Genomic DNA, 24,085 nt, shown 5'->3' with positions numbered 1-24,085 from the left:
ACGGCCCCCTTCCCACTGCGGGCCACCGTCGCTCCGGTGACTGGCGGGCCCCACGGCCCACTTCCACCCGCGGGCCAGCGGTCGCTCGGGTGACGAGCAGGGCCACGGCCTCCTTCCACCTGCGGGGCAGCCGTTCCTTCGTGCCCCAACCGCGCGAACGGAATGGGTCAGCTCCCCGATGTGCACCGGAGGGCGTCCTAGCGGGTCAGGACGCCGTTCAGGAACGGTTCCACCGCTGCTCGCCAGGCTTCTGGGCGGGCGTAGTGGGCCAGGTGGCCGGCGTCTTCTACTTCGGCGTATTCGCCGCGTGGGAGTACGCGGACCATCTCCTGGGCCTCCGCCCTGCCCAGTTCGCCGTCGAGTCCGCGTACGACGAGCGTGGGGCACTGGACCTGGGCCAGTTCTTCCCAGTGCGCGTCGTACACCCACGTCTCGCGCGTCTTGAGCATCTGGCGGCGGGAGAAGACCGCGCGCCAGCCGTCCTCGCGCTGTTCCATGACCTCGGCGAAGAAGTCGCCGCGCGCCGGGGTGGGGCGTTCCAGCCAGGCGTCCTCCTCGCTGAACCACTTCCGTACCGCGTCGAGCGTCGGGAAGGGGACCGGCCAGGTGCGGAACCAGTCTTCCCACTCCCGCTGGGACGCCGCGCCCAGCGCGGACGCGCGCATGTCGCAGATGATCAGGGCACGTACGAGGTCGGGACGTTTGGCCGCGAGCTGCCAGGCTGTCAGCGCGCCCATCGCGTGGCCGACGAGGGTGACGGGGCCGAGGGTGAGCTGTTCGATCGCCGCTTCCGCGTCGGACACGTACGCCTCGCGGACGAAGGGGCCGTCGGACGGCTTGCCGCTGCTGCCGTGGCCGCGCTGGTCGAGTGCGACCGCGCGGTGCCGCTCGGCGAGCCAGCGGCCGGTGGGGGCCCAGTGCGAGGCGCGGCCCATGAGGCCGTGCAGCAGCAGGACGCCGGTGGCGTCCTCACGCCGCTCGGGCGGGCCGGTGAACTCCCAGGCAGCGAGGCTCACGCCGTCGGCTCCGGTCACATCTGTGCGCTGCTCCATGCGTCCTGGCACCCCCTTCGGTCCTGATGGTCTGGTCCGAGCTTCTTGATCGCAGACTATCGAACTCCTATTCGAAAAAGTGCTTCTGCCACGTAACACCGCTCGTTCGAGTGACAGTCCTCAAGGATTGACGCCCGCAGCCCAGGGGAGATCTTTCTGCGGGAGGCGGACCGCTCGGGGATGACGGTCCGCGGGTGCCGACCCCGGGAGCTCGGGGCTCCGGGTCGGTACTGGGGGAGGACAGGCTTCGGCGCCGGGAGGCGCCGAAGCCGTCTCCTCGCATCACGACCGACACCGGGCGCATCACCCAGCTCCCTCCCCAGCGGCATATGCGTACGCCTCAAGGACAGCCTGGCATGCGATTCGTCCGGCCGCTGCCATTCCGCCCCATTTTCCGGGGCGGTGAGTCAGTTCGTCAGCGCTTGGCGACGAACACGTGCGACGCCACCTCTGCCCCCAGCTCCGCCGCCTCGCCGCTGCTGCCCACGAGGACGCCGCCCGGGGATTCCGTGACGCTCACCACAGAGCCGGGCTGCACGCCCGCGCGGCGCAGCGTGTACATCAGCTGGGCGTCGGTCTGGATCGGCTCGCCGATCCGGCGTACGACCACGGTCTTGCCCTCGGCGCCCGGGTCGAGCTCGGCCAGACTGACCATGCCCGCGTCGAGGAACGGATCGGCGCCCGCCTTCTCGCCCAGCTCCTCCAGGCCCGGGATCGGGTTCCCGTACGGCGACTCCGTCGGGTGGCGCAGCAGTTCGAGCACGCGCAGCTCCACCGCCTCGCTCATCACATGCTCCCAGCGGCACGCCTCGGCGTGCACCTGTTCCCACTCCAGGCCGATCACATCGACCAGCAGGCACTCCGCGAGCCGGTGCTTGCGCATGACGCGCGTCGCGAGCCTGCGCCCTTCGTCGGTCAGGTCAAGATGCCGGTCCCCCGCGACCTGGACCAGACCGTCGCGCTCCATGCGCGCCACGGTCTGACTGACCGTGGGGCCACTCTGGTCGAGGCGTTCGGCGATCCGGGCACGCATCGGAACCACACCTTCCTCTTCCAGTTCGAGGATGGTGCGGAGATACATCTCCGTCGTGTCGATCAGTCCGGACATTACGTCCCCTCGATAAATCGTGCGCTGGCCCTGACCCCAATTCTGACGCATCCCGCAGACAACCGTGCCGCGCCGGAGGGAGCGGAGGCGACGGGAGCGCGAACGCGGAGGGAAGTGTATTGACAGAGCAATGGTCCAGACCTCAACGTGATCGGCTACACGGGCATTCCCGCGTCCCGCACCCCCCACGTGCGCCACCGTCCCCCTGGAAAGGGTCTCCGCGATGAGCGAGAGCAAGCTGGCCGGTCAGTTCTTCGATGCGGCGATCCACCTGCTCCAGCGCGTACGGGACGAGGAGACCGCGAGCATCACGGCGGCGGGCGCCGCGATCGCCGACACCGTGGTCTCGGGCGGGCGGCTCTTCGCCTTCGGCGCCGGCCACTCCTCGCTGGCCGCGCAGGACGTCGTCTACCGGGCCGGTGGTCTCGCGCTGATGAACATGCTCGCCGTACCGGGCATGGTCGGCGTCGATGTCAGACCGGCCACACTCGGCTCCGCGCTGGAGCGGGTGGAGGGTCTGGCGAGCACGGTGCTGGACTGCTCCCCGCTCGCGGCCGGGGACGTACTGATCGTGATCTCCCTCTCCGGGCGCAACACGCTGCCGGTCGAGATGGCACGGCACGCGCGGGAGCGCGGCGTGAAGGTCATCGGCGTGACGTCCGTGGCGTACGCGGCGGGCACGACGCCGCGGAACGCGTCGGGCACCTTCCTCAAGGACCACTGCGACATCGTCCTGGACAGCAAGATCGCGATCGGGGACGCGGAGCTGACGGCGGACGGCATCGAGGCGCCGTTCGCGCCCGCCTCCACCGTCGTCACCAGCTCGCTGATGCAGGCCACGATGGCCGCCGCCGCGGAACAGCTGGTGAAGCGCGGCATCGAGCCGCCACTGCTGCGTTCCGGCAATGTCGACGGCGGGACCGAGTGGAACGCCCGCGTGATGAGCGAGTACGGCGACCGGATCTTCTACCAGCACTGAGCACCCATCGGCGCACGAGACAGAACGACTCGAACGCGCCACCGAAAAACGGACACAGACGCCAAGGCCTGTGGGTATGCACCCGCAGGCCTTTACTGTGCGTATACATCGGGCTACTACTTTGCGTCATCCGCCGACTACTTGGCGAAATATTGATCTTTCGCCCGAAGGTAATGATCAGGCAAAGTGGGAGACGTTCGGATGTCCTCACATCCACGCACCCCCATTGCCCCGACCACACCGCGCCCCGGCCAAGACCCCGGGTGCAGGAGGCAGGCCATCATGAAGTCACTCATCGACCACGCCCGTTCCTTCTCCCTGCAGGTGGCGGAACGCCCCGAGGAATTCCGAGAACTCGCGGCGGGACAGGCGCCCCAGGCGCTGTTCATCACCTGCTCGGACTCACGCGTCATTCCCTCCCTCATCACGGGCGCCCGCCCGGGTGAGCTTTTCGAACTCCGCACGGCGGGCAACATCGTCCCCCGACACGACGCGGACCGGCCCAGCGGCGAGGCCGCCACCATCGAGTACGCGCTGCGCGTGCTCGGCGTCCGCGACATCGTCGTGTGCGGGCATTCGCACTGCGGCGCGGTGGGCGCCCTGGTGCGCGGTGACGATCTGTCAGCAGTCCCCACCGTGCGGGGCTGGCTGGATCTCGTCTCCACGCCACCCCTCTCCCACGGCCTCGCGGCCGCCGTGCGGCACCACGCCGTGACCCAGCTCGACACGCTTCGCGGGTATCCGGCCGTGCGCGAGCGCCTCGCCGAGGGCTCCCTCTCCCTGCACGCCTGGTACTACGAAGTGGACACCGGCGCGATCAGCGCCCACCGGCCAGGATCCGGCGGGAAGTTCGGACCGCTGTGACGGCGGCTCCGGCGGCACAGGCCGCTCCCCACTCCCCGTCCGCACGCGGACCGCACAGCGAGGACTCGCGACCGTGCCCAGTCTCCTGAAACATCCACCCTCAGTGCTGCGGCGTGACGTGCTCGCGTCCTTCGTCGTCTTCCTGGTCGCCCTCCCCCTGTGCGTGGGGGTGGCGGTCGCCTCCGGTGTCCCGGCCGAACTGGGCCTGATCACCGGCATCGTCGGCGGGCTCGTCGCCGGCTGCCTGCCAGGGTCGTCCCTCCAGGTCAGCGGCCCTGCGGCCGGGCTGACCGTGCTGGTCTACGAGGCGGTGCGGGAGTTCGGCGTCACCGCGCTCGGCGCCATCGTCCTCATCGCCGGCCTGCTGCAACTCGCCCTCGGAGCGCTCGGCTTCGGCCGCTGGTTCCGGGCCATATCCGTCGCCGTGGTCGGGGGCATGCTGGCCGGGATAGGCCTCGTGCTCGTCCTCGGCCAGGTCTACGCCATGGCCGACACCCCGGCGCCGGGTGACGGCCTCGGCAAGATCGCCGGGCTGCCGGAGCTGGCGGGCGGCATCACCTCGGGCGGGGCGCCCCTGACCGCGTTCCTCATCGGCGCGGGAACGGTCGCCGTCCTCGTGCTGTGGCCGAAGCTCCCCGCCCGAATACGCGCGGTTCCGGGCCCGTTGGCCGCTGTGGCCCTCGCCACCGGGACGGTGATCCTGGCGGATCTGCCCGTCGCCAGGGTCGAGGTGCACGGCCTGTTCGCCTCCGTACAGCCGCCGGGCACCGGCGGTTTCGCCCAGCTGGGCAGCCTGTCGGCGATCGGCACCGTGCTCGCCTTCACGCTGATCGCCTCCGCCGAGAGCCTGTTCAGCGCCGCCGCTGTGGACCGTATGCACGACGGACCCCGCACCGACTACAACAAGGAGCTGATGGCACAAGGCGTGGGCAACACGGTCTGCGGGGCGCTCGGCGCCCTGCCGATGACCGCGGTCATCGTGCGCAGCGCCGCCAACGTCCAGGCGGGGGCGCGCACCTCGCTCTCCCGGGTCCTGCACGGCCTGTGGCTGCTGCTGTTCGCCGCGCTGCTGCCGGCCGCGATCGGCGTCATACCGGTGGCGGCGCTCGCGGGCGTCCTCGTCCACGCCGGCTGCAAGCTGGTTCCGGTCAAGGAGCTGGTCCCGCTCTGGCGGGAGCACCGGGGCGAGGCGGTGATCCTCGCCGTCACGACGGGGGCGGTGGTCGTCACCAACCTCTTCGAGGGGGTGCTCCTCGGGCTGCTGCTCGCGGTGGTCAAGACAGCGTGGGAGACCTCCCACATCCAGGTGGACGTCCATGAACTGACCGGCGGCAGACTGATCGTGACCGTCACGGGCAACGCGACGTTCCTGCGGCTGCCACCGGTCATGGAACGGCTGGAGGTGCTGCCTCAGGACCGGCCCATCGAACTGGACCTGTCCGGGCTTCGCCACCTCGACCACGCGTGCCGGATCGCCCTGGAGAACTGGGCGCTGCGCCACAACGACCCGGAGACCGAGCCGGTACGGCTGCTGCCTCCGGCGCCGGCCGCCTCACTGCCCGCGACCCGCAAGCCGCCGGAAGCGCCGGAGCCCGACCGGGACAGGACACCACCCCCGTAACCGGGCACCGCGCCGGGTGGTGGCATCCGCCGCCCGGCGTCGCGGGCCGCCCCGCCGCATCGCGCGGGTTCGCGGTCCGTGGTCACGCGGTGGCGTGGGCTCGGGGTCCCGTGGGCTCGCGGTCCCGTGGTCGCTCACGGTCCCGGGTCGGGGTCCCGTTCCCGGGCTGGGGTCCCGTGGTCGCGCGGGTCGCATCCCGTGGTCGCGGTCCCGGGGGCTCCGTCCCGGGGTCCCGGAGTCCCGGGACCGGGGTCCCGGGGCCCCGGGGTCCCGGAGTTCCGCGGTCCTGGGGGCGCCAGTCCCGGGGTCCCGGGGTCCCGGAGTCCAGGGGTTCCGGAGTCCAGGGGTTCCGGGATCTCGGTCTCGGGGTCCCGGAGTCCTGCGGTCCCGGCGTCTCGGTCCCCGTGGGCTCGCGGTCCCGGGGTCCCGGGGTCCCCGTGAGGGGACCTACTCCGTCAGCGCCCGGGAGAGGTCCAGGCAGGCCGCCATGCGGCTCGTCACGTCCTCGGCGTACACCGCGTCCTGCCGCTCGAACCCGGCCCGGCCGGCTCCCCGCAGGAACGTCACCACGCCCAGCGACCTGCCCCGGCACCGCAGCACGGTGCACAGCGCGTGCACCGCGTCCGGCGGCCACTGCCGGGAGACCGCCCAGGTCGGGGACGGCGCGGCGCTGCCGGGCCCGGCGGGCGGCGCGCTCGCGCGGACGGCCCCGATCCGGTCCATCGCCTGGAACGCCGGATGCCCCTCCCGGTACCGGACGGGAATACCACCCGTCACCACCGGCATGCTCGGTCCGGACTCGCCGGACGGTGTCGCCGCCGCCCGTACGAGCCGTACCGGTGCCTCGGGGCGCGAGGGACCCGAAGACGAGGACCCCTGAGGGGAGAACTGGGAGGAGGAGAGCTGGGAAGAAGGCCGGGACGCGGAATCCGGGAGGCCGTCCTTACCCGCGCCGTCTCCGGACGGCGTGCCCGGCCGCTCCGGTACCACCAGATCGATCAGCGCGTGGTCCGCGAAGCCCGCCAGCGCGAAGTCCAGGTGGACCGTCGCCGCCTCCATCGGGTCCTCGCACTCCGCCGCCGCCCGGCCCGCGCGGTGCAGCTGGCTGGAGCGGAACCGCAGCCGGTGTGCCTCCTGCGTGGCCAGCTTCGCGTCCGTGACGTCCGTGAACAGCCAGGCGACACCCAGCGGCACCGGCTCCTCGGCGAGCGGCGAGGACAGCCGCAGGAACCCGCTGCGCCAGCAGCGCCGCCGCTCGCCGTCCGCCGTACGGACGCTCACCCACAGCTCGGCGAGCGCCTGTGGCGCACCGTCCGCGAGCACGTGGTGGAACGCGGCCTCGATCTCCTCGACGCCCTGCACCACCAGCTCCCCCAGCGGCCGCCCCAGCACCGCCGTGCGCCCGGCTCCCAGCGCCCGCGCCGCGTGCCCGTTGACGACGGTCGGCCGCAGATCGACGTCGACGAGGACCACGCCCCACGACGCGTCCTGGAACAGCGCCTCGCTCAGCGCGATGCACCGTTCCAGATCGATCTGCGCGTGCACCTCGCTGAAGGCGCAGTACACACCGGCGGGCTTCCCGTCCGTCCCTGGCACCCCGGCCGACTGGGTCCGTACGAGCACCCTGCCGCCGTCCTTGCGCAGCAGTGCGAACTCGTGGACCTGCCGCCCCGGCGCGTCCATCGCGGACATCAGCCGTGCCTGGACCTCGTCCGCGTCGGCGGTCCGCACGGCCCATCCGGCGAAGCCCGGACGCCCCACGGCCTCCTCCGCCGTCCATCCGAGGATGCGCTCGGCCTCGCGGTTCCAGTGGGTTATCGCGCCGTGCGCGTCGAAGGCGCAGAGCGCCGCGTCCATCCCGTCGAGCAGCGCGGCGAGCAGGTCGGCCCCGGGGCCGTCCCGCGCCGGTTCCACGTCCGCGGCGGACTCCGGTTCGGCCGGCTCCGGCGCGGCCGGCTCGTCCGGCCCCGCCGTGCTGGTGGTCTTACTCCGAGAAGTACTCATGCTGGCACCCCCTGCAGGGACGTCTCCGCCTGTGCTGACGCGCGTCCACCTGTGCTGATGCACATCACATCATTCAACTCGAACGTGACTCAGCACACACAAGGATCCCCGAAATCCTCTCGGACAACAATCTTTGCCCGGCCGCGATATTCGCTTGCGCGGACGCCGGGGTCGTTCCTAACGTGTGAGGTACACGAGAAGGGAGGTGGTTTGACGAATGTATGCAAACCGGACGCGTGAGGTGACTGCGGGCTGACGCCCGTTTGTCGCACTCTTTTGTGCGGTGCCGGCAGCGCCGGCCAATCCCAAGCAGTTACCGCCCCGCGGACTCGCCGGTACGTCCGGCCGGCTCCTCTTCGGAGGAACCCGAGTCCGCGGGGTACTGCGTTGTACGGGCACAGTGACGCGGCCCCCGAGACGAGGCCGAGCCACTGGGACGCGACACTCGTGAGCCCGCCGCGGTCAGGGGGCTACGGGCAGAGCCGTTCCACCCGCCAGTCGTTTCCCTCCCGCACGTACCGCAGCCGGTCGTGCAGCCTGTTCTCATGGCCCTGCCAGAATTCGACCGTCTCCGGAGTCACCAGGTAGCCGCCCCACCGCGGCGGCACCGGCACCTGCTCGCCCTCCGGATAGCGCGCCGCCAGTTGCCCGTACCGCTCCAGCAGCTCCTCGCGGGTGCCGATCGGCGTGGACTGGTCGCTCGCCCAGGCACCCAGCTGGGAGCCGTGCGGCCGGGTGCGGAAGTACGCGGCCGTCTCGTCGCGGCCGACCCTGGCCGCCGTACCCGTGACGATGACCTGGCGGCCCAGCGCGTGCCAGGGAAAGAGCAGCGACACGTACGGATCGGCGCCGATCTCACGGCCCTTGCGGGACGAGTAATTCGTGAAGAAGACGAAGCCGCGGACGTCGTAGCGCTTCAGCAGGACCGTTCGCGAGGACGGGCGGCCGTCGGGGGTGGCGGTCGAGACCACCATCGCGTTCGGCTCGTGCAGACGGCAGGACGTGACGTCCTCGAACCAGCGGCCGAACTGATCCATGGGGGCGGGCGCGAGATCCGTCTCCAGAAGCGGAGTGGAGCGGTACTGCTCGCGCATGGCGGCGGGATCCGATGTCTCGTGAGGCACGTGGGCCATCCTGCCGTAGGAGCCAGTTTGCCCGACCCGGGGTGCCGCCAATCCTGGCCGGATGAAGGAGGGCAGTGTGCCAGTTGTCACCCTTCCCCCCGTCCTGTGCCCTTCCTCCGGCAGGGGATATCGTTCCTGCCTCGCCGGTGCTCGTCCGGCCCGCGAGGGCCCTCCGCACGCCCGCACACCGGTGCGCGACCGCACCACGTCCACCGCGCCACGCACACCCGCACCACGCACACCCGTCGCACAACCGCACCACGTGCACCCGCACACGCCCGCATCGCGTACACCTCAGAAGGAGCTGCCTGATGTCCGACTTCGTACCCGGACTCGAAGGAGTCGTCGCGTTCGAGACGGAGATCGCCGAACCGGACAAGGAGGGCGGCTCCCTCCGCTACCGGGGCGTCGACATTGAAGACCTGGTGGGGAAGGTGTCGTTCGGGAACGTGTGGGGGCTGCTGGTCGACGGGGCGTTCAACCCCGGTCTGCCCGCCGCCGAGCCCTTCCCCATCCCCATCCACTCCGGTGACGTCCGGGTCGACGTGCAGTCCGCGCTCGCCATGCTCGCGCCCGTATGGGGCCTGAAACCGCTCCTGGACATCGACGAGGCCACCGCACGCGACAACCTGGCGCGCGCGGCCGTCATGGCGCTGTCGTACGTCGCGCAGTCGGCGCGCGGGCAGGGCCGGCCGATGGTCCCGCAGCGGGAGATCGACAACGCGCAGTCGGTCGTGGAGCGCTTCATGATCCGCTGGCGCGGCGAGCCCGACCCGAAGCACGTCAAGGCCGTCGACGCGTACTGGACGTCGGCCGCCGAGCACGGCATGAACGCGTCGACGTTCACCGCCCGGGTCATCGCCTCCACGGGCGCGGACGTGGCGGCGGCGCTGTCCGGCGCGGTCGGCGCCATGTCGGGACCGCTGCACGGCGGCGCGCCCTCGCGCGTCCTCGGCATGATCGAGGAGATCGAGCGCACCGGCGACGCGACCGCGTACGTGAAGAAGGCCCTGGACAAGGGCGAGCGGCTGATGGGCTTCGGGCACCGTGTCTACCGCGCGGAGGACCCGCGGGCGCGAGTGCTGCGGCGTACCGCGCGGGAGCTGGCCGCGCCGAGGTTCGAGGTCGCGGAGGCGCTGGAGAAGGCGGCGCTGGAGGAGCTGCACGCGCGCAGGCCCGACCGGGTGCTCGCGACGAACGTGGAGTTCTGGGCGGCGATCATGCTGGACTTCGCGGAGGTCCCGGCGCACATGTTCACGTCGATGTTCACCTGCGCCCGTACGGCGGGCTGGTCGGCGCACATCCTGGAGCAGAAGCGCACGGGCCGTCTCGTGCGTCCGTCGGCGCGTTACGTGGGACCGGGGACGCGCGACCCGCGTGAAGTCGAGGGGTACGGCGAGATCGCGGAGTAGGTCCGCGCTCACCGGCGGCGCCGCACCCGCGTACAACACGGGTGCGGCGCACGTCAGTTCACAGCCACGTGGGCATCACAGCACCCACGAGGCGTCCCTGCCTTCGAGGAACGCCGCGATGCCCTCGCGCGCCTGCATCGTGGTGAAGAGCGAGGCGGAGCGCTGGACGACGTCCTCCCCGTACTCGTCGAAGGCCTTCAGTACGTCGACGTTGAGCAGCTTCTTGGACTCGGCGAGCCCCTGCGGCGAGGCGCGGCGCAGTCCGTCGAGTACGGAGGCGAGCGCGGCGTCCACGTCCTGGGCCGCCTCGGTGATCAGCCCGGCGGCGGCCGCCGCGCGTGCGTCGAAGCACTCGCCCGTCAGGTAGTAACGGGCGGCCGCGCGCGGTTCGACGCGTGGCAGGAGCGGCAGCGAGATGACCGCGGGCGCGACGCCGATCCGTACCTCCGTGAACGCGAAGTCGGCCGTCGCGCGGTCCGCGATCGCCAGGTCGCAGGAGCCGAGCAGGCCCAGCCCGCCGGCCCTGACATGACCGGTGACGCGCGCGACGACCGGCTTGGGCAGCTCGATGATCTGCCGCATCAGTCCGATGAACGTGTACGGGTTGGCCGGTGCCTTGAGGTCGGCGCCCGCGCTGAAGGTGCTGCCGGTGTGGGTGAGGACCACGGCCCGTACGGACGGGTCGGTGGCGCAGTCGGTGAGGGCCGCGCCGAGCGCGCCGACGAGCCGCGCCGAGAGGGCGTTGCGGTTCGCCGGCGAGTCCAGGGTCAGGGTGGTGACGCCCCGCTCGTGTGCGGCCGTGACCAGCGGCCCGGATCCGGTCGCTCGGCTGGTTGAGGCTTGAGTCACCGTGTTCTCCCTTTCGCTGTGCCTCAGTTCACGTCAACCACGACGCTCGCGCAGTTCGCGCCTGAGGATCTTGCCGGTGGCGGCGCGTGGCACACCGCCGATGAACGCGACCCGGCGGACCTTCTTGTGCGGGGCGACGCGTTCGGCGACATACGCCATCACGTCGGCCTCCGTCAGGGCCTGCGCACCGGACCGGCGAACAATGTATGCCTTCGGGACCTCGTTCCCGTCCTCGTCGTCCACACCGATCACCGCGGCGTCCGCGACGGACTCGTGCGTGAGGAGGACGGCTTCCAGTTCGGACGGGGCGATCCGGGAGCCCTTGTACCTGATCAGCGCCTCGACGCGGTCGGTCACGAAGAGCCAGCCGTCGCCGTCGACATGTCCCGCGTCGCCGGTGTGCAGCCAGCCCTCCGCGTCGATCGTCGCGGCGGTCGCGCCGGGCCTGTTGAGGTAGCCCTTCATCAGCTGCGGACCGCGGACGAGTATCTCGCCGTCTGCGCCGCCGCCCGCGTCCTCGCTCCCGCCGCCGAGCGCGGCGATCCGCAGCTCGGTGCCCGGCAGCAGCTTGCCGACGGCGCCCGGCGGCGGGTTCGGGGCGGCCGGCGGTACGACGTGGGTGGCGGACGACAGCTCCGTCATGCCGTACGCCTGCCGCAGGGGCGGCACCCCGAGCCGCCGCGCGCAGGCGGCGGCGAGCCGCGCGTCGAGCGGGCCCTCCGCGCTCAGGACGTACTCCAGCGAGGAGAGGTCGTACCGCTCGACGGAGGGGTGCCTGGCCAGCGCGAGGACGATCGGCGGAGTCACGTACAGGCCGCTGACGCGGTACTTGTCGATCGCCCAGAGGAACTGCTCGAGTTCGAAGCGCGGCAGTACGACGACGGTGGCGCCCTGGCGCAGGGGCGCGTTCATCAGGGCGGTGAGCCCGTAGGCACGGAAGAACGGCTGCGCCGCGAGGACACGGTGGCCCGGCCCGACGGGCGTGAGCGGTTCGAGCTGCGCGAGGTTGGTGGCGATCGCGCGGTGGGTGAGCATGACGCCCTTGGCGGCGCCGGTGGTGCCGGAGGAGTACGGCAGTAACGCGATGTCCTCGCCGGGGTCGACGGGGACGGCGGTCCGGGGCGCGGTCGACAAGGACATGTCGAGGATGGACCGGTGGCCGTACGCCCGGTCGCAGACGAAGATCTCCTTGACCCCGCCGACCAGCTCGGCGGATCTTCGGGCCACGTTGAGCAGCGCCGACGCGGTCACGATCCAGCGGGCGCCGGAGTCGCGCAGCCGGTCCGCCAACTCCTCCGCCGTGCAGAGCGGATCAATAGTGGTGACGGCCGCTCCGGCGCGGGTGGCGGCGTGGAGGACCGCCGGATACGCGACGTTGTTCGGGCTGTGCAGGGCGAGGACGTCGCCCTTGCGTATCCCGGCTTCGGTGAACGCGGCGGCGATGCGCCGGTGGTAGTCGTCGAGTTGGGCGTACGTGACGGTCGTACCGTTCCTGCCGTCGACAAGGGCGACGAGGTCGCCGAACCCGGCCGCCCGGCCGAGCACGGCCTCGTGGATGGGCTGATCGACGGCCGGGACTTCGGCGTACTCGCTCTGGAAGACGAAAACCATGACGACCCCTGACCTCTCCGCCGCGCTTGAGCGCGATGTGGAGGGCCAGAATCGCCCGCGTCAGGGCGACTTGGGGAGACCTGGGGACGAGTGGGATGCGCGGTCGGGGATCTTTCACGTGCGGCGACGGGGACCGGGGCCGGCGCGTGCGGGCGCGGGTGGGCGGGTGGAGGAACGGGCGACGCGGCAGGCGGGCGCGGTCGGACGCGCAGAAGAACGGGTAACGCGGCAGGCGGGCGCGGGCAAGCGGCACGTGGAGGAGGGGTCGGGCGCTACTTCCTCCCCGGCCGCCACGCACGGCTCCGCGGCCGGGGCGTCCCTCCGGCGGGCCGCCGTCCGATCTGCGTCCGTACGGCTCCCATGCTCGCCACGATGACGAACGCGATCGCGAGCGAGTCGGTGAAGGAGAGCGCCTGGTGCAGCAGGAGGAATCCGGCCGCCGCCGCGATGGCGGGCTCCAGGCTCATCAGCACCGCGAAGGTCGAGGCGGGCAGCCGCCGCAGGGCCAGCAGTTCCAGCGTGTACGGCAGGACGGACGACATCACCGCGACCGCGAGGCCGAGACCGAGGGTCGAGGGCACGAGCAGCTTCGACCCGGACTCCATGATCCCCAGCGGCAGGGCCAGCACGGCGCCGAAGACCATCGCGAGCGCCAGCCCGTCGGCCTGCGGGAATCGCCGGCCGGTACGCGCGCTGAAGATGATGTATCCGGCCCACATCACCCCGGCCGTGAGCCCGAAGACCGTACCGACCGGATCGAGCCGGTCGAACGTCCCGCCGTTGAGCAGCACGACCCCGGCGAGCGCGAGCACGGCCCACAGGACGTTGATCAGCTTGCGGGAGACGATGACGGAGAGCGCGAGCGGACCGAGGACTTCGAGGGTGACGGCGGCGCCGAGCGGGATGCGGTCGGCGGCCTGGTAGAACGTGCAGTTCATGGCGGCCAGGACGGCGCCGAAGGTGAGGACGGTCACCCAGTCGGACCGCGAGTACCCACGGACGCTCGGCCGGCACACGACCAGCATCACGACGGCTGCGAGCGCGAGCCGCAGCGATACGACGCCGAGGGCACCGGCCCGGGGCATGAGCATGACGGCGACGGCGGCACCGAACTGCACGGAGAGCCCGCCGGCCACCACAAGAGCGAGCGGCCCGAGGGCCCCCTTGCCCCGCCCGTCCCCGGCGGTGCTGACGGCGTCAGCGGCTCCGACGGCCCCGACCGTCTCGGACGGTACGACGGCGGCGGCAGCGCCAGCGGTACGCGGCTCTTCCACCGACGACCTCCTGCTAGTTCGTTTCGTAGTTCATTGCAGTGGACTCAAAGATCTAACATAGTGCACCACGATGCACGGAACCCCACCAGCACGTTACGGCCCATTCCGGGCTGCGGCGAACTGTTCGCGGGGACCGGTCACCGCGGGGCGAGCGGGTGCGGGTGCGGACCCGAACCGGGTCCGCACCCGCCCAGGCCCCCTATCCTTCCCGCACCCGCCCAGGCCCCCCTACCCTTCCCGCGGCCCCTCCCCCAGCCCCTCCGCCAGCACTTCCGCCAAGTGGCGCGCCGTGTGCCCCTCCAGTTGTTCCAGCTGCGTGCGGCAGGAGAAACCGTCCGCCAGCAGTTCCGTGTCTTCCTTCATCGCCCTTACCGACGGCAGCAGTTGGTCCTCCGCGCACGCCACCGATACCTCGTAGTGGCCCTTCTCGAAGCCGAAGTTGCCCGCCAGGCCACAGCAGCCGCCGCTCAGTTCGCCCACCAGCCCTGCCCGTTCGCGCAAGCGGCGCTCCGCCTTGTCGCCCAGTACCGCGTGCTGGTGGCAGTGCGTCTGGCCCGCGATCGGGCGGTCCAGCTTCGGCGGTTGCCAGTCCGGGGCGTACTCCTCCAGGGCCTGGGCGAACGTCCGTACCGCCGCCGCCAGTCGGGCCGCGCGCGGGTCGTCGCCGAGCAGTTCCGGCAGGTCCGTGGTGAGGGCTGCCGCGCAGCTCGGTTCCAGGACGACGACCGGCAGCCCCTCGTCCAGCAGTGGTTCCATCCGGTCCAGCGTGCGGCGCATCACCGCACGCGCACGGTCGAGCTGGCCCGTCGAGACGTACGTCAGGCCGCAGCACACCCGCCCGCGCCGGTCCTCCGGCGGCACGACGACGCCGAGCCCCGCCGCCTCCATCACCCGTACCGCCGCCTGCCCCACCGCCGGGGAGAGGTGTTCGGTGAAGGTGTCGGGCCACAGCACCACACTCCTGCCCGCCGTGCCGGCGCCCCCGGCAGCCCCCCGCCCCCGGCGCAGCCACCACCGTCCGAACCGCTCCGCCGCCAGCTTCGGGATCGCCCGTTCCGGCGCGATGCCGCCCGCCCGTTTCGCCAGCGCCGCCAGCGGCCCTACGCCCGCCACCGCGTTCAGCACGCGCGCGAAAGGCGCCGCGAGCCGCAGCCACAGCGGCAGCCCGCCCATCGCGTAGTGGGCCGCCGGGCGCAGCCGTCCCTTGTAGTGGTGGTGCAGGAACTCCGCCTTGTACGTGGCCATGTCGACGCCCACCGGGCAGTCGCTGCGGCAGCCCTTGCACGACAGGCACAGGTCGAGCGCGTCCCGTACCTCCGCCGAACGCCAGCCGTCGGTGATCACGGCCTCCGGCTCGCCCGCCGTGCCGGCCCTGCCGCCCGCGGTGGCGTCACCCGCCAGCATCTCGTGCAGCAGCCGCGCCCGCCCGCGCGTCGAGTGCTGTTCCTCGCCCGTCGCGCGGAACGACGGGCACATCACGCCCGCGCCCTCATTCGGCCCCGCCACCCGGCACTTCGCGACGCCCACGCACCGCCGCACCGCCGCCGAGAAGTCCCCGCCGCCGGGTCCGCCGTCGTGCGGGTAGCCGAACTCGACGTCGACGGGCTTGCGCGGCAGCACCGCGAAGCGCAGGTCCTGGTCCAGCTTCGCGGGCCTGGCCAGCACGCCCGGGTTCATACCGCCCGCCGGGTCCCAGATGTCCTTGAACTGCCCGAAGAGACCGACCAGTTCGTCCCCGTACATCTTCGGCAGCAGCTCCGCCCGCGCCATTCCGTCGCCGTGCTCGCCCGACAGCGATCCGCCGTGTGCGACGACGAGTTCGGCGGTGTCCTCGGAGAAGCGGCGGAAGCGCCGTACGCCGTCCTCGCTGGAGAGGTCGAAGTCGATACGGACGTGGATGCAGCCGTCGCCGAAGTGCCCGTACGGCGTGCCGCGCAGGCCGTGTTCCGCCAACAGCCCCCGGAATTCGCGGAGATACGTGCCCAGCCTGGCCGGCGGCACCGCGCAGTCCTCCCAGCCGGGCCAGGCCTCGCTGCCGTCGGGCATCCTCGTCGCGGTCCCGGACGCGTCCTCGCGTACCCGCCACAGCGCCCGCTGGCCCGCCGGGTCGTCCACCACCGTGCCGGCCAGACCGTCGGCGGCCCGCATGATCTCCTCCGCGCGGGCGCGCGCCTCCGCCGTCGTCGCGCCGCCGGTCTCCACGAACAGCCAGGCGCCGCCGCGCGGAAGGTCGTGCCCCTCGCCCACCAGGTCCTCCGCCATGCCCTCGACGGTCAGCGGCCCGTACGGGAGCAGCCCGGCCGCGGCCTCGGCCGCCGCGCTCTCGTCGGGGTAGCCGATGACGGCGAGCGCACGGGCCGCGGGCGCCTCCACCAGCCGCACGGTCGCTTCCGTGACGATGCCGAGCGTGCCCTCGCTGCCGCAGAAGGCGCGGGCGAGGTCGACGCCTGCCTCGGGGAGCAGCGCGTCGAGCGCGTACCCCGAGATGAGCCTCGGCAGCCCGGCGGGGAAGCCGGTGCGCAGCAGGGCGAGGTTGCTGTCGACGAGTTCGCGCAGTCCGGCGGGGGCACCGAGAACAGCTCCTGACGCGCCGCCGGAAACGCTGTCCCACCCCTGTCCCAGGCGCAGTTCGGGCCCGCCGCCGTACCGCGCCACGGACAGCTGCCGCACGTTGTCGGCCGTCGTCCCCCATGCCACCGAGTGCGAGCCGCACGAGTTGTTGCCGATCATCCCGCCGAGCGTGCAGCGGTTGTGCGTCGACGGGTCGGGTCCGAACGTCAGTCCGTGCTGCCGTACGGTGTCGCGCAGGTCGTCCAGTACGACGCCGGGCTGGACCACCGCCGTGCGCGCCCGCGTGTCCACCGAGAGGATCGACCGCATATGACGGGTGAGATCGAAGACCACGCCCACGCCGGTCGCCTGTCCCGCGATCGAGGTCCCTGCGCCGCGCGCGAGCACCGGCGCCCCGTGCTCCCGGCACACCTCCAGGGCCGCGGCCACGTCCGCCGCGTCGCGTGGCGCGAAAACGCCTGCCGGCACCCTCCGGTAGTTGGACGCGTCCATGGTCGTCAGGGCGCGCGCCGCCGCCCCGAAATCGACCTCACCTCGCACGACCGCCTTGAGCGCCTGCTCGAGCGCCGGTGCCGCCGTGTCCCGCTGCTCATTCCGGTTCTCAGCCATGAGTCCAGCATCACCCCTGCACCCACTGTTCAAAAGAAAGCGAACAGGAAGGTCCCAAAGAGATCGTCAGACCTCCTATAGTGTCGACAGTTTGGTTCAGCAAACAACAAATCCTTGCGTGTCTGAACCTCCCCCCACTCGTCCACCAGGTAGCCTAGGTAGCCGAATTTGCGTCTCTCAATCCGGCCGACAGTCACGGCCCTGCTGATATCGACCGCAGTCAGTGGTCTCCTGTGCGTCTGGGCGGTGTCCGCCGCGCCCTCGTCGATACGCACGCCGCTGGCCTGGTGTTCCGGGGCCGCCGCCGTACTGCTGGTCGCGGCCGTCACCGTCGCCGCCCGCGCCCTGGGGGCCGGCAGAGAGCTACGTCGTCACAACGCGGCCCTCGCCGAGCAGGCGGAGAAACTCTCCGCCGACATGCGCCGCGCCGCGGAGGACGTACGGATCGCCCGCACCGAGGCGCAGCGCGCAGGTGAGGCGGCGGCGCTCGCCAACACACTCCGCGCCTCCGCTTCCGCCACCGGCGCCAACATCGCCGGGCGGATCCAGGCCATCGTCACCGGCATGCTCGCCGACCTGCGTGACATGGAGAACCGCTACGGGGACGAGAACATCCTCAGCGATCTGCTGCAGCTCGACCACCGCACCGCCCAGGCGGGCCGGCTCGCCGACTCCGTCGCCGTACTGACCGGCGCGCGCTCGGGCAGACGCTGGGCGAAGCCCATCGTGATGGAGTCGATCCTGCGGGGCGCGATGGGCCGGATCAGTGGTTACCAGCGCGTGCGGATCCACTCGACGAGCACCATCGCGGTCGCGGGCCACGCGGCCGAAGGTGTCATGCACGCACTCGCCGAACTCCTCGACAACGCCGCCAACTTCTCGCCTCTCACCGCGGAAGTGCATGTGTACGTCGAGGAGGTCCCGGCCGGGGTCGTCATCACCGTCGAGGACAGCGGCCTGGTGATGAGCGACGTCCAGCTCCGCCGCGCCGAGCAGGCCGTGACCTCGGACGTGAAGGGCCTGGCCGCCGTCCACGGGTCCAGGCTCGGGCTCTCGGTCGTCGGACGCCTCGCGCGCAAGCACGGTCTCACCGTCTCCTTCCGGCCGTCCGCACGCGGTGGCACCGGCGCGCTGCTGATGCTGCCGCGTGAGCTGCTCACGCGGGACGGCGTGGGCGCCCCGGCCCAGCCGCTGCCCCGGGCCCACCCGGCCGAGAGGGCGAAACCCCCCGTGGCGGCCGCCCCGGCCTCCGTATCCGAAGCACCCGAACCCGAACCGGAGCCCGTGCGCGCACCCGAGACAGCAACCGCAGCCCCGACGGCGACCGCACCCGCACCGGATGCCGGGCCCGGGACGGCCGCCGCACACCGGTCCGCGGACGAGTCCGCCGCGCCCGGCGGTGCAGAGGATGTCGAAATCGGCGAAAGCGGCCTCCCGTTGCGCCGTCGTGGCCGTACCCTCGCCGCCGCGAGGCGTCGCACCGTCGAAAACGGGAAGGAAGCCGGGGCGAACACCCGTTCCACATCCCCGAATACGCCCTCGACCACAGCTCCGACCTCCTCTGATTCCACCACGCAGGCCACTCGATTCGGCGACTTCCTCAAGGCCGTACGAGCCCCTTCGCCGCAGCAGGCCGACACCACACCCCCGGAGGGCAACTCCCGATGACTGCCACTTCCACCGCCGCCACCGACGAGAAGCTGAACTGGCTGCTGGAGAATCTGCTCCAGCGCACGCCCGGCGCCCGCCACGCGCTCGTGCTCTCCCGGGACGGCCTCAAGTTGTGCCGTACGCCTGAACTCACCGTCGACCAGGCCGATCAGCTCGCCGCCATCGCCGCCGGTATACAGAGCCTGGCGCACGGCGCCTCCGTCGAGTTCGGCAACGGCGACGGGGGCGTACGGTCCGCCATGGCCGAGTTCTACGGCGGCGTGCTGCTGATCATCGAGGCGGGGAACGGCGCGCATCTCGCGGTCGTCTCCGACGAGGACTCCGACGTCGGCATGGTCGGCCACAACATGAGCGAACTGGTCGAGCAGCTCGGCGAACACCTCAACGCGCCCCCGCGCGCGACCGAAGACGGCGACGTACCCGTATGAGCCGGCCGGGCAGGTCGGGCCGCCCGGCCCGGCCGGGCCGGGACGACAACCCCGATCGCCTGTACACCCTCACGGGAGGGCGCAGCCGGTCCGATTCGGGCACATTCGACCTGGTGACACTGATCATCGCCGAGTGCGATCCGACTCCGGGGATGCAGTCGGAGCACGCCAGGATCCTGGAGATGTGCGCCCTCCCCACCGCCGTCGTGGAGATCGCTGCCGAGCTGAAGCTGCCCGGCAGCATCGTACGGATCATGCTCGGCGACCTCCTCGACACCGGTCGGATCAGCGCCCGCCATCCCCGTACGGCGGCCCGTGCGGCGGACCACCTTCCCGATCCCACCATCCTGGAGCAGGTGCTCGTTGGACTCCGTAACCTCTGAACGGCAGGCCGGCCCCCAGGCCGGCGGCGGCAGCTCGGCCGTCCCGAGCCCCGGCCCGTCCAGCGACAGCCTCTCCTCCGGCAGAACGTCCCTCGCCAGCACCGCGGACAACGGCCTGAAGATCGTCATCGTCGGCGGGTTCGGTGTCGGCAAGACGACCATGGTCCGTTCCGTCAGCGAGATCCGTCCCCTCAACACCGAGGAGACGATGACCCAGGCCGGCGAGGGCATCGACGAACTCGGCGGTCTGGAGGGCGTCCGTACGAAGAACGCGACGACCGTCGCCTTCGACTTCGGCCGGATCTCCCTCGACGAGCACGCGGTGCTCTACCTGTTCGGCGCGCCGGGCCAGGAGCGGTTCTGGTTCCTCTGGGACCGGCTCTTCTCCGGCACGCTCGGCGCGGTCGTCCTGGTCGACACCCGGCGCCTGTCCGACTCCTGGTACGCCATCGACCGGTTGGAGCACCACGGCACGCCCTTCATCGTGGCGTGCAACGACTTCGGCGGTCCCGTCCACACCGAGCAGCAGATCCGTGAGGCGCTCGACCTCTCGGACGACGTGCCCATGGTGGAGTGCGACGCGCGGGACCGCTCGTCCAGCAAGTACGTACTGATCACGCTTGTCGAGCACCTGCACTCCCTCTCCTCGTCCGCGCGGCGGGAAGCGGAAGCAGAATCGCCCCCGGAGACCGCACCATGACCCTCCCCACCGAAGAGTCGAACGCCGCCGCGCCGGAGGCCGCACCTGCGGCAACACCTGCTGCGACGCCCGCCTCCGCTCCTCCGCCCGGCTGCCCCGCGCACAGGGCCGGCTCGGTGCCGCGCCCCGTGCCCGGCGCGATCGAGATGAGCGGACCGACCTTCCAGATCGATCCCCACCGGCACTACCGGGAGATGCGGCGCGACCACGGGCCCGTGGTCCCCGTGGTCCTCGACGGCGGCGTCCCGGCCTGGCTGGTCATCGGCTACCGCGAACTGCACCAGGTCACCAGCGAGCCCGAGCTGTACAGCCGCATCTCGGACGGCTGGAACCAGTGGGAACTGATCCCCGACGACTGGCCGCTGCTGCCGATGGTCGCCCACGGCAAACCCTCGATCCTCAATACCGTGGGAGACCGGCACCGCGAGCGCGTCACGATGATCAACACAGCGCTGGAGAGGGTCGATCCCTTCCTGCTCAAACAGGACGCCGAAGAGGTCGCCGACGCGCTGATCGACGACTTCTGCACCCGGGGCGAAGCGGAGATCGTCTCCCAGTACGCGCTGCTCCTGCCGATCTCCGTCCTCTCGAAGCTCTTCGGGTTCAGTGACGAGCAGGTCAACGAGGTGGTCGATACGCACAAAAAAGTGATCGACGACGCCATGGAGAGTTTCCTCAAGGCCGTCCGGTCGGTTCACGAACTGGTGGCCAGGAAGGCGGAAGAACCGGGCCCGGACGTCGCCTCCCGGATGCTGGAGAACACCAGCGGCTTCACCGACGTGGAGATCATCAACGACCTGCTCGTGATGATGGCCGCCGGCCACCAGCCGATCGCCGACTGGATCAGCAGCTCGGTCCGGCTCACTCTCACCGACGAGCGGTTCGCCGCGTCCCTGTCCGGCGGCAGGCACTACGTCGCCGAGGCCATGAACGAAGTCCTCTGGGAAGACACCCCGACCCAAAACGTCGCCGGCCGCTGGGCCACCCGCGACACCCGCCTCGGAAACCACGACATCAGGTCCGGCGACCTGCTGATCCTCAGCTACGCCGGCGCCAACTTCGACCCGCAGGTACGTACGGACAGCTCCACGCTCACCGGCGGCAACAGCGCGTTCTTCTCCTTCGGCCACGGCGAACACCGCTGCCCGTTCCCGGCCCAGGAGATCGCCGAGGTCATCGCGCGTACCGGTATCGAGGTGCTGCTCGACCGCCTCCCGGACATCGATCTCGCTGTGTCGGCCGAGGAGTTGGTCAGGCGCCCCTCGCCGTGGTTCTGCGGGCTGGATAGACTGCCGGTGCGCTTCACACCAACGCCGGTCGTCGGAGGCACGAGTTGACCTGTCCGCACGCGAACAGACCCGTCCCACACGACTCGTACGGGCAGGTCCCGTCCGGCCCGATCGTCCTCGACCCCCTCGTCACGGACCTGGCCGCCGAGACCGCCGCGCTGCGCGCCGCCGGTCCGCTCGCCCGGGTCGAACTGCCGGGCGGCGTACCGTGCTACGCGGTCACCCACCATGCCGAGGCCCGTCAACTCCTCACCGATGCACGGCTGGTGAAGGACATCAATGTCTGGGGCGCCTGGCAGCGCGGCGAAGTGCCCCTGGACTGGCCGCTGATCGGTCTCGCCAACCCGGGCCGTTCCATGCTGACGGCCGACGGCCCGGAGCACCGGCGGCTGCGCTCACTGGTCGCGCAGGCGCTCACGGTCCGCCGGGTGGAGCGGCTGCGCACCCGTATCGAGGAGTTGACGACCGGCCTGCTGGACCGGCTGGCCGAGCACGATCCGGCCGAACCGGTCGACCTGAAGGCGGAGTTCGCGTATCTCCTGCCGATGAGCGTCATCAGCGAGCTGATGGGCGTCGACTCCGCCGACCATCCCTGGCTGAAGTCCCAATACGAGAAGTTCTTCTCCACCCAGACCCCGCGGGACGAGGTCGGGAAGATGATCGCCGACCTCAAGACGTTCTTCGCGGGGATCGTCGAGGACAAGCGGGCGAACCCGGGCAACGACCTGACCAGCGCGATGATCGAGGCGTCCGAGGACGGCGACCGCCTCACCCCCGACGAGATCGCGCAAACCCTCCAGCTGATGGTCACGGCCGGTCATGAGACGACGATCAGCCTGATCGTCAACGCGGTACGGGCCCTGGCGACGCATCCCGGGCAGCGTGAGCTGCTGCGCGACGGCACGATCACGTGGCAGGACGTGATCGAGGAGACCCTGCGCTGGTCCACCCCCACCTCGCACGTGCTGGTCCGTTTCGCCACCGAGGACATCGCGGTCGGCGACACCGTCCTCCCGGAGGGTGAGGCGCTGATCGTCTCCTTCGCCGCGATCGGCCGCGACGAGACGCAGCACGGCCCGACGGCCGACACCTTCGACGCGACGCGCACCCCGAACCGCCACATCTCCTTCGGCCACGGCCCCCACGTCTGTCCGGGCGCGGCCCTCTCCCGGCTGGAGGCGGAGGTGGCCCTGCCCGCGCTGTTCGCGCGCTTCCCCGATCTGGCACTGGCGGTCCCGGACGCGGAACTGCGCAACAAGCCGGTCGTCACGCAGAACGACCTGTACGACCTGCCGGTACGCCTGGGCGGCTGACCCCCGCCGCTTGAGCACCCCCGGGTCGACTGTCACCCGCGGGACGTCTCATCCGACGGACACGGTTCCACCGGGTTTCATGAACAGCTAGGCTCCGAACCGTGGCCGATATCCAGATTCCTGCTGACATCAAGCCCGCGGACGGCCGTTTCGGCGCGGGCCCCTCCAAGGTACGTACGGAGGCGGTGGACGCACTTGCCGCCACCGGTACGTCTCTCCTCGGTACGTCTCACCGCCAGGCCCCGGTCAAGAACCTCGTCGGCGCCGTACGCGACGGAGTACGGGACCTCTTCCAGCTCCCCGAGGGCTACGAGGTGATCCTGGGCAACGGCGGCTCCACCGCCTTCTGGGACATCGCGACCCACGGGCTGATCGAGAACAAGTCGCAGCACCTCTCCTTCGGTGAGTTCTCGTCCAAGTTCGCCAAGGCGTCCAAGCTCGCGCCGTGGCTGGCCGAGCCGACCGTGATCGCCACCGACCCGGGCTCGCACCCGGTCCCGGAGGCCGAGGCGGGCGTCGACGTCTACGCCCTCACCCACAACGAGACCTCCACGGGCGTCGCGGCCCCGGTCAACCGCATCGCGGGCGCCGACGCGGACTCGCTGGTCCTGGTCGACGCGACTTCCGGCGCGGGCGGCCTGCCGGTCGACATCGCCGAGACCGACGTCTACTACTTCGCCCCGCAGAAGTCCTTCGCCTCCGACGGCGGCCTGTGGATCGGCATCTTCTCCCCGGCCGCCCTGGAGCGCGCGGCGCGCATCCACGGATCCGGGCGCCACGTACCGGAGTTCTTCTCGCTGCCGACGGCGATCGACAACTCGCTGAAGAACCAGACGTACAACACCCCGGCACTGTCCACGCTGTTCCTGCTCAACGAACAGCTCACCTGGCTCAACACCCAGGGCGGCCTCGACTGGTCGGTACGCCGTACCGCCACCTCCGCCGCCAACCTGTACGGCTGGGCGGACGCCTCCAAGTACGCGACCCCGTTCGTCACCGACCCGGCGAAGCGCTCGCAGGTCATCGGCACGATCGACTTCGCGGACGAGATCGACGCCACGGCCGTCGCCAAGGCACTGCGCGCCAACGGCATCGTGGACACGGAGCCGTACCGCAAACTGGGCCGCAACCAGCTGCGCGTGGCGATGTTCCCGGCGATCGACCCGGCCGACGTCCAGGCCCTGACCGCCTGCGTCGACTACGTGATCGAACACCTCTGACAG

19 protein-coding genes are annotated in these 24,085 nt (G+C 71.2%); 11 read left to right on the top strand and 8 right to left on the bottom strand.

The features are described 5' to 3' along the window. Window positions 1-197: 197 nt before the first annotated feature. Window positions 198-1,052 carry an alpha/beta fold hydrolase gene (locus ACIP6N_RS14515; protein WP_401815608.1) on the bottom strand — a complete coding sequence of 285 codons (855 nt, stop codon included), beginning with the start codon at window positions 1,050-1,052 and terminating at the stop codon, window positions 198-200. Window positions 1,053-1,467: 415 nt separating this feature from the next. Then, a complete protein-coding gene (locus ACIP6N_RS14510) occupies window positions 1,468-2,160 on the bottom strand; it encodes a metal-dependent transcriptional regulator (RefSeq protein WP_401815607.1) in 693 nt (230 codons plus the stop codon). A 223-nt stretch (window positions 2,161-2,383) separates the two neighbouring features. Here ACIP6N_RS14510 and ACIP6N_RS14505 point away from each other — a divergent pair, with 223 nt between their 5' ends. From ACIP6N_RS14505 to ACIP6N_RS14495, 3 genes are all read left to right on the top strand, one after another. Next, on the top strand, window positions 2,384-3,139 hold the full coding sequence (locus ACIP6N_RS14505) for an SIS domain-containing protein (protein ID WP_401815606.1): 756 nt from the start codon (window positions 2,384-2,386) through the stop codon (window positions 3,137-3,139). A gap of 282 nt (window positions 3,140-3,421) precedes the next feature. Continuing rightward, the gene (locus ACIP6N_RS14500; protein WP_401815604.1) at window positions 3,422-4,003 is read left to right on the top strand and encodes a carbonic anhydrase; all 582 of its coding nucleotides are present in this window, start codon (window positions 3,422-3,424) and stop codon (window positions 4,001-4,003) included. Between the two features lie 73 nt (window positions 4,004-4,076). Further along, entirely contained in the window at window positions 4,077-5,624 is a 1,548-nt protein-coding gene (locus tag ACIP6N_RS14495) for a SulP family inorganic anion transporter (RefSeq protein WP_401815603.1), read from the top strand. Between the two features lie 447 nt (window positions 5,625-6,071). Here ACIP6N_RS14495 and ACIP6N_RS14490 read toward each other — a convergent pair whose 3' ends face one another. Further along, window positions 6,072-7,628 (bottom strand): PAS domain-containing protein, encoded by a 1,557-nt coding sequence (locus ACIP6N_RS14490; RefSeq protein ID WP_401815602.1) that lies wholly within the window; start codon window positions 7,626-7,628, stop codon window positions 6,072-6,074. Window positions 7,629-8,098: 470 nt separating this feature from the next. Then, a complete protein-coding gene (pdxH, locus tag ACIP6N_RS14485; RefSeq protein ID WP_401815601.1) occupies window positions 8,099-8,761 on the bottom strand; it encodes a pyridoxamine 5'-phosphate oxidase in 663 nt (220 codons plus the stop codon). A 302-nt stretch (window positions 8,762-9,063) separates the two neighbouring features. Here pdxH and ACIP6N_RS14480 point away from each other — a divergent pair, with 302 nt between their 5' ends. Beyond that, window positions 9,064-10,164: a citrate synthase 2 gene (locus ACIP6N_RS14480; protein WP_401815600.1), complete on the top strand. Its 1,101-nt coding sequence runs from the start codon at window positions 9,064-9,066 to the stop codon at window positions 10,162-10,164. Between the two features lie 75 nt (window positions 10,165-10,239). Here the strand turns inward: ACIP6N_RS14480 and ACIP6N_RS14475 are convergent, their stop codons facing one another. From ACIP6N_RS14475 to ACIP6N_RS14460, 4 genes are all read right to left on the bottom strand, one after another. Continuing rightward, entirely contained in the window at window positions 10,240-11,013 is a 774-nt protein-coding gene (locus ACIP6N_RS14475) for an enoyl-CoA hydratase family protein (protein WP_401815598.1), read from the bottom strand. Between the two features lie 33 nt (window positions 11,014-11,046). Further along, a complete protein-coding gene (locus tag ACIP6N_RS14470; protein WP_401815596.1) occupies window positions 11,047-12,624 on the bottom strand; it encodes an AMP-binding protein in 1,578 nt (525 codons plus the stop codon). A gap of 272 nt (window positions 12,625-12,896) precedes the next feature. Further along, window positions 12,897-13,898, bottom strand: a complete 1,002-nt coding sequence (locus ACIP6N_RS14465) for an EamA family transporter (protein WP_401815594.1) — start codon at window positions 13,896-13,898, stop codon at window positions 12,897-12,899. A 228-nt stretch (window positions 13,899-14,126) separates the two neighbouring features. After that, the gene (locus ACIP6N_RS14460) at window positions 14,127-17,078 is read right to left on the bottom strand and encodes an FAD-binding and (Fe-S)-binding domain-containing protein (RefSeq protein WP_401815592.1); all 2,952 of its coding nucleotides are present in this window, start codon (window positions 17,076-17,078) and stop codon (window positions 14,127-14,129) included. 168 nt (window positions 17,079-17,246) lie between these two features. On the opposite strand from ACIP6N_RS14460, the gene ACIP6N_RS14455 reads away from it, so the two are divergent. From ACIP6N_RS14455 to serC, 7 genes are all read left to right on the top strand, one after another. Then, window positions 17,247-18,746, top strand: coding sequence for an ATP-binding protein (locus ACIP6N_RS14455; protein ID WP_401815591.1), 1,500 nt, complete (start codon window positions 17,247-17,249; stop codon window positions 18,744-18,746). Next, window positions 18,743-19,177 carry a roadblock/LC7 domain-containing protein gene (locus tag ACIP6N_RS14450; RefSeq protein ID WP_401815589.1) on the top strand — a complete coding sequence of 145 codons (435 nt, stop codon included), beginning with the start codon at window positions 18,743-18,745 and terminating at the stop codon, window positions 19,175-19,177. The genes ACIP6N_RS14455 and ACIP6N_RS14450 overlap by 4 nt, the downstream gene beginning before the upstream one ends. Then, entirely contained in the window at window positions 19,174-19,560 is a 387-nt protein-coding gene (locus tag ACIP6N_RS14445) for a DUF742 domain-containing protein (RefSeq protein WP_401815588.1), read from the top strand. Before ACIP6N_RS14450 ends, ACIP6N_RS14445 begins: the two co-directional genes overlap by 4 nt. Continuing rightward, complete coding sequence (locus ACIP6N_RS14440) at window positions 19,541-20,260, top strand: GTP-binding protein (RefSeq protein WP_401815587.1); 720 nt, start codon at window positions 19,541-19,543, stop codon at window positions 20,258-20,260. The genes ACIP6N_RS14445 and ACIP6N_RS14440 overlap by 20 nt, the downstream gene beginning before the upstream one ends. Before the next feature lie 146 nt (window positions 20,261-20,406). Further along, window positions 20,407-21,597 carry a cytochrome P450 gene (locus tag ACIP6N_RS14435; RefSeq protein WP_401816201.1) on the top strand — a complete coding sequence of 397 codons (1,191 nt, stop codon included), beginning with the start codon at window positions 20,407-20,409 and terminating at the stop codon, window positions 21,595-21,597. Continuing rightward, a complete protein-coding gene (locus ACIP6N_RS14430) occupies window positions 21,594-22,862 on the top strand; it encodes a cytochrome P450 (protein WP_401815585.1) in 1,269 nt (422 codons plus the stop codon). Before ACIP6N_RS14435 ends, ACIP6N_RS14430 begins: the two co-directional genes overlap by 4 nt. Window positions 22,863-22,963: 101 nt before the next feature. Continuing rightward, on the top strand, window positions 22,964-24,082 hold the full coding sequence (gene serC / locus ACIP6N_RS14425) for a phosphoserine transaminase (protein ID WP_401815584.1): 1,119 nt from the start codon (window positions 22,964-22,966) through the stop codon (window positions 24,080-24,082). Window positions 24,083-24,085: the final 3 nt, after the last annotated feature.

The organism is Streptomyces sp. NPDC088725 (assembly GCF_044751305.1).
GTDB lineage: Bacteria > Actinomycetota > Actinomycetes > Streptomycetales > Streptomycetaceae > Streptomyces.
This window is presented reverse-complemented; position numbering and strand designations above follow the sequence as displayed.

What these genes read in the sequence shown, in the direction of transcription:
- ACIP6N_RS14505 (WP_401815606.1), top strand. Translation starts at nt 2,384, where the DNA reads ATGAGCGAGAGCAAGCTGGCCGGTCAGTTCTTCGATGCGGCGATCCAC.
- ACIP6N_RS14500 (WP_401815604.1), top strand. Translation starts at nt 3,422, where the DNA reads ATGAAGTCACTCATCGACCACGCCCGTTCCTTCTCCCTGCAGGTGGCG.
- ACIP6N_RS14480 (WP_401815600.1), top strand. Translation starts at nt 9,064, where the DNA reads ATGTCCGACTTCGTACCCGGACTCGAAGGAGTCGTCGCGTTCGAGACG.
- ACIP6N_RS14515 (WP_401815608.1), bottom strand. Translation starts at nt 1,052, where the DNA reads ATGGAGCAGCGCACAGATGTGACCGGAGCCGACGGCGTGAGCCTCGCT.
- ACIP6N_RS14510 (WP_401815607.1), bottom strand. Translation starts at nt 2,160, where the DNA reads ATGTCCGGACTGATCGACACGACGGAGATGTATCTCCGCACCATCCTC.
- ACIP6N_RS14445 (WP_401815588.1), top strand. Translation starts at nt 19,174, where the DNA reads ATGAGCCGGCCGGGCAGGTCGGGCCGCCCGGCCCGGCCGGGCCGGGAC.
- ACIP6N_RS14470 (WP_401815596.1), bottom strand. Translation starts at nt 12,624, where the DNA reads ATGGTTTTCGTCTTCCAGAGCGAGTACGCCGAAGTCCCGGCCGTCGAT.
- pdxH (WP_401815601.1), bottom strand. Translation starts at nt 8,761, where the DNA reads ATGGCCCACGTGCCTCACGAGACATCGGATCCCGCCGCCATGCGCGAG.
- ACIP6N_RS14435 (WP_401816201.1), top strand. Translation starts at nt 20,407, where the DNA reads ATGAGCGGACCGACCTTCCAGATCGATCCCCACCGGCACTACCGGGAG.
- ACIP6N_RS14460 (WP_401815592.1), bottom strand. Translation starts at nt 17,078, where the DNA reads ATGGCTGAGAACCGGAATGAGCAGCGGGACACGGCGGCACCGGCGCTC.
- ACIP6N_RS14490 (WP_401815602.1), bottom strand. Translation starts at nt 7,628, where the DNA reads ATGAGTACTTCTCGGAGTAAGACCACCAGCACGGCGGGGCCGGACGAG.
- ACIP6N_RS14450 (WP_401815589.1), top strand. Translation starts at nt 18,743, where the DNA reads ATGACTGCCACTTCCACCGCCGCCACCGACGAGAAGCTGAACTGGCTG.